General features: G+C 72.0%; 7 protein-coding genes. 2 read left to right on the plus strand and 5 right to left on the minus strand.

The window, feature by feature from the left end; genetic code table 11:
* Window positions 1-378: 378 nt before the first annotated feature.
* Window positions 379-918 (minus strand): DUF1707 and FHA domain-containing protein, encoded by a 540-nt coding sequence (locus HUX53_RS03270; protein WP_176401688.1) that lies wholly within the window; start codon window positions 916-918, stop codon window positions 379-381.
* Window positions 919-1,164: 246 nt separating this feature from the next.
* Window positions 1,165-2,418 (minus strand): acyl-CoA dehydrogenase family protein, encoded by a 1,254-nt coding sequence (locus HUX53_RS03275; RefSeq protein WP_176401689.1) that lies wholly within the window; start codon window positions 2,416-2,418, stop codon window positions 1,165-1,167.
* Window positions 2,419-2,421: 3 nt separating this feature from the next.
* Here HUX53_RS03275 and HUX53_RS03280 point away from each other — a divergent pair, with 3 nt between their 5' ends.
* Window positions 2,422-2,691, plus strand: coding sequence for a hypothetical protein (locus HUX53_RS03280; RefSeq protein ID WP_176401687.1), 270 nt, complete (start codon window positions 2,422-2,424; stop codon window positions 2,689-2,691).
* Between the two features lie 457 nt (window positions 2,692-3,148).
* Here the strand turns inward: HUX53_RS03280 and HUX53_RS03285 are convergent, their stop codons facing one another.
* The 3 genes from HUX53_RS03285 to HUX53_RS03295 form a co-directional block, all read right to left on the minus strand.
* The gene (locus tag HUX53_RS03285) at window positions 3,149-4,219 is read right to left on the minus strand and encodes a DUF3616 domain-containing protein (protein WP_176401690.1); all 1,071 of its coding nucleotides are present in this window, start codon (window positions 4,217-4,219) and stop codon (window positions 3,149-3,151) included.
* Window positions 4,220-4,280: 61 nt separating this feature from the next.
* Entirely contained in the window at window positions 4,281-5,450 is a 1,170-nt protein-coding gene (locus HUX53_RS03290; protein WP_176401691.1) for a cytochrome P450, read from the minus strand.
* Window positions 5,451-5,627: 177 nt separating this feature from the next.
* Window positions 5,628-7,019, minus strand: coding sequence for a KamA family radical SAM protein (locus HUX53_RS03295; protein ID WP_176401692.1), 1,392 nt, complete (start codon window positions 7,017-7,019; stop codon window positions 5,628-5,630).
* 142 nt (window positions 7,020-7,161) lie between these two features.
* Between HUX53_RS03295 and HUX53_RS03300 the strand changes: the two genes are divergently transcribed.
* A partial coding sequence (locus HUX53_RS03300; protein WP_176401693.1) for an L-erythro-3,5-diaminohexanoate dehydrogenase occupies window positions 7,162-7,992 on the plus strand: 831 nt, incomplete at its 3' end.

Genomic DNA, 7,992 nt, shown 5'->3' on the forward strand with positions numbered 1-7,992 from the left:
GTCGGGGGGAGGTGGCCGTTCGGGGTGAGTCATCGTCCGGGGGAGGAGTGATCGCCCGGGGAGAGTGGACCGTCCCGGGGGCAGTGATCGTCCGGGGCAGTGATCGTCCGGGGAAAAGTGGACCGTGCGGAGGTAGTGACAGTGGCCAGCGGGAGGGAAGCGAGGTTATGCGAAGGAAGTGATCGTCCTGGGGAAAGTGGACCGTGCGGAGGGAAGTGGAGTGTGTGAGGGGATGGAGCGTGTGGGGGATGGAGCGTGTGGGGGGGCGTGGAGCAGTGGGATTTCGTGCGAGGTGCGTCGGCGAACTGACAGATGTTGAAATCTGTCAGGCGGAGTGACGTGGTGGAGGTGACAGATTTTGGTATCTGTCGTCTGTGGTCAGGGGGCGGCGGCGATGAAGGAGGAGTTGCCGAAGCCGACCTCGTCGCCGGGGCGTAGGCGGGTCGGGCCGGTCAGGCGCCAGCCGTTGACGCGGGTGCCGTTCATGGAGCCTAGGTCGGAGATCATCCAGCCCTCGTCCGCCCGGTAGATCTCCGCGTGGAAGCGGGAGACGGTCAGGTCGGTGAGGATGAACTGGCAGGCCGGGGCGCGGCCGACGACGATCCGCTTCAGGTCGCCCGGCGGCAGCATGAACCGGGGCAGCCGCGGCGCCCGCCAGGCCGCCTCGATCCGCGCCGTCACCTGCGACACCGAGGAGACGAGACCGGTCAGCCGGTCGAGCACGCGGTTCTGCGGCGGCAGGTCGTGCACGATGCCGGCCAGCTCCGCCTGGCTGCGCGCCCGCAGCACCTGGTCCACACGGCGCTCGAACGTGTCGTTCGACATCCGGCCCTCGGCCACGCGGTCGCTGAGGACGCGCAGTGCCCGGTCCCGTTCCGTGTCGGACGCTCTCACCGGGAATGAGGGCTGACCGTCCATGGCTGTGAGTATCCAGTCCCCATCGTCGGCTGTCCAGAAAAGGCCGTCGGCCCTAGGGGGCGGGTGAGGGCGATCGCCCTCACCCGCCCCCCAGCCTGTTCGATGGCCTGCCCGCCGCGGAAGTTCGCGGCGGGCGGCGCTTTTCCGGAGCCTCCGCCGGGGTTGATTGTTGATGCCCTCGCCTCGGGCGCAACGTAGAGGTCACGCCACGGTGTCGTGGTGCCCGTGTGACCCCCCGCATTCGTGTCAGCGGGACAGCAGATCGCGCGCGATGTGCGTCACCTGGATCTCGTCGGTGCCGGCGTAGATCTGGAACGACTTGGCGTCACGGGCGAGTTGCTCGACGCGGTACTCGCTCATGTAGCCGTTGCCACCGAACAGCTGCACCGCCTCCTGCGCGACCTCGCTGGCGGCCTGCGCCGCGTACAGCTTCATCGCCGACGCCTCGGCGAGCGTCGGGGCGCGGCCGGCGCGCTGCATCTCGATGTGCCGGAACACCAGGTTCTGGACGTTGAGCCGCGCGACCTCCATCCTGGCCAGCTTCAGCTGGATGAGCTGGAAGTCGCCGATGCGCTGCCCCCACAGCTCGCGGGTCTTGGCGTACTCGACCGACAGCTTCAGGCACTCCTCGATGACGCCGAGCGCCATCGCGGCGACACCGGCGCGCTCGGTGACGAAGTTCTGCTTCGCCGACTCCTTGCCGCCCTGCGAGCCGGAGCTCAGCAGCCGGTCGGCGCCGGCGCGGACGTCGTTGAGGAACAGCTCGCCGGTGGGGGAGGAGTGCAGGCCCATCTTGCGCAGCGGCTTGCTCTGCTCCAGCCCGTCCATGCCCCGGTCCAGGACGAACGTGAGGATCTCCCGGTCGCGCGGGCTGCGAGCGTCCGAGCGGAGCTCGTCGTTTGAATGGGCTGGAGGACGGTCCTGATCGAGCTTGCAGTAGAAGACGATCGTGTCGGCGTAGGGGCCGTTGGTGATGAAGGTCTTGCTGCCGTTGAGGACGTACTCGTCGCCGACCTTCTTCGCGGTGGCCTGCATGCCGCCGAACGCGTCCGACCCGGAGTTGGGCTCGGTGATCGCCCACGCGCCGACCTTCTCCATGGTGAGCAGCGGCAGCGCCCAGCGCTCCTTTTGCTCGGGCGTGCCGCGCTTCATGATCGTCCCGGCGGCGAGGCCGAGCCCGACGCCCATCGCCGACACCAGGCCGGGGGCGACCTTGCACAGCTCGATGACCGGCAGCATGGTCATCGCCGCGTTCCCGCCGCCCTGCTTCTCCTCGTCCTCGCGCTCGTCCGAGCCGCCCTCTCTCTCACGGGCGAGCCGGGCCTGGAAGGACGAGCGGGCCATCTCGTCCATCCCGAACGTCTTGTACAGGCTGCGGAGCAGGTCGTAGGGCGGGAGTTCGCCGGACTCCAGGGCGTCCAGGTTGGGCCTGACCTCGGCGTCGATCCAGCCGCGCACGGCGTCCCGGATCATCAGGTCTTCCTCGGACCACTCGATCATGCTATGTCCTGCCCCTTCGCGTTCAGCCGGTTGCCGGAGCCCATCCAAGCAGAGCGCGGAAGCAAGCGCTTATTCGGGTACCGCCACCCGGGACGGCGATGGGCGCCGCTCCGGCGCACAGCGGCCGGCCGCTCGTACGCCCTGCTCGGCGACCTGGCGTTCCTGCACGACCAGAACGGCCTGATCGTCGGCCCCTACGGCCGCCGCCCCGACCTGGCGGTCATCGTGGTGACCAACCAGGGCGGCGGGACCCGCTCAATCGGAATCCGCTGAACCGAGACCCCGCTCACCCGGATCCTTCATCCGGGCTCCGCGAGACCGAGGTCAGCTGACTTCGGGATCCGTTCGACCGGGGTCCGCTGAATCGGGTCCGTCCACTCGGGTCCGTCCACTCGGGTCCGTTCGGCCGGGCCAGTTCAACCGGGATCCGCTGAAACGGGTCTGCCTACTCGGGTTCGTTCGGCCGGGCCCGTTCGGCCGGGCCAACTCGGCCGGGATCCGCTGAACCGAGGACCGCAGAACCAGGAATCCGCTTGACCGGGGTCCACTGAAAGGGGGTCCGCTCGGCCGGGTCCGTTCGATCGGGGGCCTGCTCAGCCGGGGTCCGCTCACCCGGGGTCCGTTCGGCCGGGACCTGCTCGGCCGGGGGCCGGTCACCCCGGGGATTCGCTGAACCGGGGCCCCGTTCGACCGGGGGGGCGGTCGAACGGGGCTGGTCGGGTGGGGTTGTTCAGTTGAGGCGCACTACGTCTGCGAGGACGCCGCCGGAGTTGGTGAGGCGGTCGGGGGACGGGCTGTCGTAGACGACCATGAGGCGCATGCCGGGCTCGTCCAGAACCGCGATGCCCTCGGCGTGGTCGTCGCCGTCGCCGTAGGGGAGGTCGCCCAGCGTCTCCAGTTCGTCGGCGGGGACGATCTCGGGGGCGTCCAGCCGGGCCGCGTTCCGCCACCGGACGACGCGGACCGGGCCGTCCAGGTCCATGCTCGGGCCGGTGAGGACGAGGAGGTCGTCGCCGTGCGGGCACAGGTCCCGGATGCCGAGGCCGCCGAGGTCGAGGAAGTGCGTGCGGTAGCGGTCCTTGCCGTCGCCGACGGGCAGCAGCCGCAGCCGCCGCGGGTCGTCCGGGTCGGTCTCGGGGCGGATCTCCACCAGTACCGCCCAGCCGCGCAGCACCGGCCCGCGCAGGCCGATGTAGAGGCGGTCGCCGTGCGCGGCGATGCCCTCGATGTCGATGCCGTTGTCCTTGCTCGGGATCGACAGGAACGGCGCGAGGTGCGGGTCGTCCTCCAGCAGGTCGGTGATGGAGTCCTTGTCGAGGCCGAGGACGGCGGCGGTGCGCCCGTTGTCGGCCTCGCGGACGACGGCGGGCAGCCCGTCCTCGCCGGTGGCGAGGGGGAGCCGGGCGAGGATGAAGCGGTTGTCCTCGCGTACGACGGTGGCGAGCCGCTTGCGCGACTTCGCATCGCTCTGCCCCGGCTTGATCTTCTTGCGCTTGAGGCTGTGCGACCCGATCGCCCACAGCCAGCCGTTGGCGCGCGCGAGGCCCTCGATGTCGGCCTCCTCGTCGCGGCCGGCGGGCAGCGGGACGAGGTCGGCGAGCGCGACCGTGGCCTGCGCGTCGTAGCCGGTGACCCGGCCGTCGTCGTCGAGGACGGCGGTGAGCCGCTCGATGGTGGCCGTCTCGTCGCCCGCCACCCATAGGCAGCGGCCGTCCTGGCGCACGGCGGACAGGTTGGTGTGCGTCTCGGCTTCCCGGCTCTCCAGCCCGAAGCGCAGCTCGACTCGGCGTTCCACGATCATGGCGACATATTCCCATATCCGGTGCGCCCGTATGGCCGTGGCACGGGGCCTGAACTGGCCTTTAGCGGCCCCATCGGACGTCCAGGCGCGGCGGCTTGCGGAACACCAGGCCGTGCGGGCGCGCCGGACGGTCCGGGTCGAGCCGCAGCCCGGGGAGCCGGTCGAGGAGCGCGGCGAGGGCCGTCCGGGTCTCCAGGCGGGCCAGGTGGGAGCCGAAGCAGAAGTGCGGGCCGTGCGCGAACGCCAGGTGGTCGTCGGCGTTGTGCCGCCGGACGTCGAAGCGGTCCGGGTCGGGGAAGACCGCCGGGTCGCGGTTGGCGCCGGCGATCGACACCCGCACCAGGTCGCCCGCGCGGATCTCCGCCCCGCCGAGCGCGACGTCGCGGGTGGCGTACCGGTCGACGACCGACGCCGCGGGCTCCAGCCGCAGCGACTCCTCGACCGCCGCCGGGAGCAGGTCCGGGTCGTCCAGGACGAGCCGCAGCTGGTCGGGGTGGCCGAGCAGGTGCAGCGCGGCGTTGGCGATCATGCCCTCGGTGGTGTCGATGCCGCCGAACATCAGGATCGCGGAGTTCGCGACGACCTCCGGCGTGGTCAGGCGGGCCTCGTCCCGCGCGGCCTCGGCCAGCAGCGAGCCGGGGTGCGAGGCGGTGATCGCCTCCTCGACCGCCGCGGTGAGCAGCTCGTACGCCTCGCCCGCGCCGGGCGGGGCGGTGCCGCACGCGGTGATCGCGGAGACCGCGTCGACGAACGCGCCGTACCAGGACCGGACGGTCGCGGCGTCCACGCCGTCCAGGCCCAGCGCCTCGGTGACGGCCGCGACGGCGAGCGGCCCGGCCAGGTCGCCGCGCAGCTCCGCCCGGCCGGCGGGTGCGAACCCGTCCACGAGCCGGGCGGCCTCCGCCTCGACGAACGCGGTGAACCGCTCGCGGGTCCGCGCCGGGCGGAACGGGCGCGCGAACGGGTCGCGGTGCCGGGTGTGGGCGGGGCCGTCCAGCGACAGCATGCTCGGCCCGACGACCTGGGCGGTGGAGAAGCGCGGGTCGTCCACGGTGAAGGCGTCCGCGTCGCGCATCACCCGCAGCGCCAGGTCGCGGGAGGTGACCAGCCAGCCGCCCAGCCCGGGGAGCAGGGCGGCCGGGGCGCGCTCCCGCAGCCGCGCGAGATGCGGATGCGGGTCGTCCTCCAGATCGGCGGCGGTCGGATCGGCCGAGGTCAGGTCGGAAGTCACCCGCCCTAGGCTATTCCGCCCATATGCGATCTACAACGTAAAGGCGCCGGGCGGGTTGTGAACTCACCATCGCGAACGGCTGCTTGCCACCCTCCCCATACGGCCTTTACCGTCACAAGCGACTACTTGCCACCGTCCTCGTTGGACGGCGCGTCGGCGCGTCGGCGCGTCGGCGCGTCAGGCGGCCTCGGAGCGTTCGCGCCACCACTCCCGGCCTTCCTCGGGCAGGGTGTAGATCGGGTCGTGGTATTCGTAGCGGCGGGTCAGGGCGTCCGGGTCGGAGAGCTCCAGGCCGGTGCGGTAGTTCTTGGTCCAGTAGGAGATGCCGCGCTCGCGGTCGTAGTCGGCGAGCTGGTGCACCCAGCGCTTGCCGACGTAGGGGACGTCGCAGACGATGCGCGGGGTGGCGAAGCCGGGCAGGTAGCCCATGATCGCGTGCTGCAGCTCCTGCGCCTCCCAGACCGCGAGCCGCCAGTGCTCGCTGTTCGGGATCATGTCGCACATGTACAGGTAGTACGGCATGATCCCGGCCTCGTCGAGCAGCGCGAACGACAGGTCGAGCAGCGCGTCCGGGGTGTCGTTCACGCCGCGCAGCAGCACGCCCTGGTTGCGGACGTCCCGGATGCCGGTGTCGAGCATCGCGCGGGCGGCCTTCGCCACGAGCGGGGTCACCGACTGGGCGGCGTTGACGTGGGTGTGGATCGCGATCTGCGCGCCGCGCTCGTGCGCCTTGGTGGCGAGCCGCTCCATGCCGGCGCGGACGTCGTCCTGCAGCCAGTGCTGCGGCAGGCCCATCAGCGCCTTGCTGGCGAGGCGGATGTCGCGGATGTTGTCGATGTCCAGCAGCGCGTCGACGAACGACTCCAGCCGCGCCCACGGCATGTTGGCGACGTCGCCGCCGGAGACGACCACGTCGCGGACGCCGGGGGTGCGGCGCAGGTAGTCGAGCATGGCGCCGAGCCGGTCCGGCGGCTTGATGGTGAACTTGTGCTTGTCGACGTTCGGGGTGGAGTTGCCGACCAGGTCCATGCGGGTGCAGTGGCCGCAGTACTGCGGGCACGTGGGCAGGAGCTCGGCCAGCACCTTGGTGGGGTAGCGGTGGGTGAGGCCCTCGACGGCCCACATCTCGGCCTCGTGCAGCGAGTCGCGGGAGGCGTGCGGGTGGGACGGCCAGTCGGTGCGCCGGTCGCTGAACACCGGGAGCATGTAGCGCCGCACGGGGTCGGCGTGGAAGGCGCCGGTGGACGAGGAGTCCATCGTGTTGAGCATCTGCGGGGGCAGCAGCATCGACATCGTGGCGCGCTCGGCCTGGTCGCGCTCCAGGTCGGCGTAGAACGACTCGTCCAGCCGGTCGCCCATGACCTGGCGGAGCTGCCGCAGGTTCTTGACGCAGTGGGCGCGCTGCCACTGCGCCGACTCCCATTCGTCCCGCGTGACGTCCCGCCAGCCCGGCAGGCGCCGCCAGTCGGGCTCCTCCAGGGGCCGCCGCCGGTAGGCGTACGGCTGGCGTGCGGTCCCGTCGGACGCGTCGCCGGATACGGCCGCGTCCGGGTGCAGGGCAGTGGTCATCGTCGACCGCCTCCTCGCCTCACATTGATCGCGCAAAACTCTTGTATAGGCCCGACGTTACGGGAAGACTTTCGTTGAAACCAGTGGTGCCCTGTACATCTTGCGCTACACCAGGCGATTTCGACGGAGAGGCGGGACGGCGATGACCGACGGGACGGGGACGGCGGCCGGGCTGCACCGGGTGCTGGAGCCCGCGGGCGTGCTGCCGCAGGCCGCGCACCGGCTGGACACCGACCCGCGCGTCCGGCCCGACGAGGTCCGCATCGCCGTCGAGCGCCTCAATCTGGACGCCGCGTCCTACCGGCAGCTGCACACCGCGCACGGCGGCGACCCGGACGCGATCCGCGCCGAGGTGCTGCGGATCATCGGGGAGCGCGGCAAGATGCACAACCCGGTCACCGGGTCGGGCGGCATGCTCGTCGGCGTCGTCGAGGGGGCGGGGCCGGAGTCGCCGCTCGGCCTCAAGCCCGGCGACCGCGTCGCCACGCTGGTCTCCCTGACCCTCACCCCGCTGGCGATCTCCGACGGCCTCGCCGGCTGGGACGGCCTGTCGGAGCAGGTCCCCGCGCGCGGCCACGCGATCCTGTTCGCCCGCTCGATCGCCGCCGTGCTGCCCGCCGACATGCCGGTGCCGCTGGCCCTCGCCGTCATGGACGTGTGCGGCGCCCCCGCCCTCACCGCCCGAGTCGTGGCCGCCAAGGACGCCCCGACGGTCGCGGTGCTGGGCGCCGCCGGCAAGTCCGGCTGCCTGTCGCTCGCCGCAGCCCGCCGCGCCGGCGCGTCCCGCGTGGTCGGGCTCGTGCCCACCGCGCAGGAGGCGGAGCGCCTCGCCGCCTCCGGCCTCGCCGACGCCGTCGCCCGCCCCGACGCCCGCGACCCCGCGGCCGTCCCCGCCGCGACCGGCGCGCCCCCCCACGTCACCGTCGGCTGCGTGGCCGCTGCCGGCCGCGAGCACGGCGCCACCCTCCCCCCC

Origin of the sequence: Actinomadura sp. BRA 177, from assembly GCF_013372625.1 — a bacterium.
Classification (GTDB): domain Bacteria; phylum Actinomycetota; class Actinomycetes; order Streptosporangiales; family Streptosporangiaceae; genus Spirillospora.

What these genes read in the sequence shown, in the direction of transcription:
- HUX53_RS03270 (WP_176401688.1), bottom strand. Translation starts at nt 918, where the DNA reads ATGGACGGTCAGCCCTCATTCCCGGTGAGAGCGTCCGACACGGAACGG.
- HUX53_RS03275 (WP_176401689.1), bottom strand. Translation starts at nt 2,418, where the DNA reads ATGATCGAGTGGTCCGAGGAAGACCTGATGATCCGGGACGCCGTGCGC.
- HUX53_RS03280 (WP_176401687.1), top strand. Translation starts at nt 2,422, where the DNA reads ATGTCCTGCCCCTTCGCGTTCAGCCGGTTGCCGGAGCCCATCCAAGCA.
- HUX53_RS03285 (WP_176401690.1), bottom strand. Translation starts at nt 4,219, where the DNA reads ATGATCGTGGAACGCCGAGTCGAGCTGCGCTTCGGGCTGGAGAGCCGG.
- HUX53_RS03295 (WP_176401692.1), bottom strand. Translation starts at nt 7,019, where the DNA reads ATGACCACTGCCCTGCACCCGGACGCGGCCGTATCCGGCGACGCGTCC.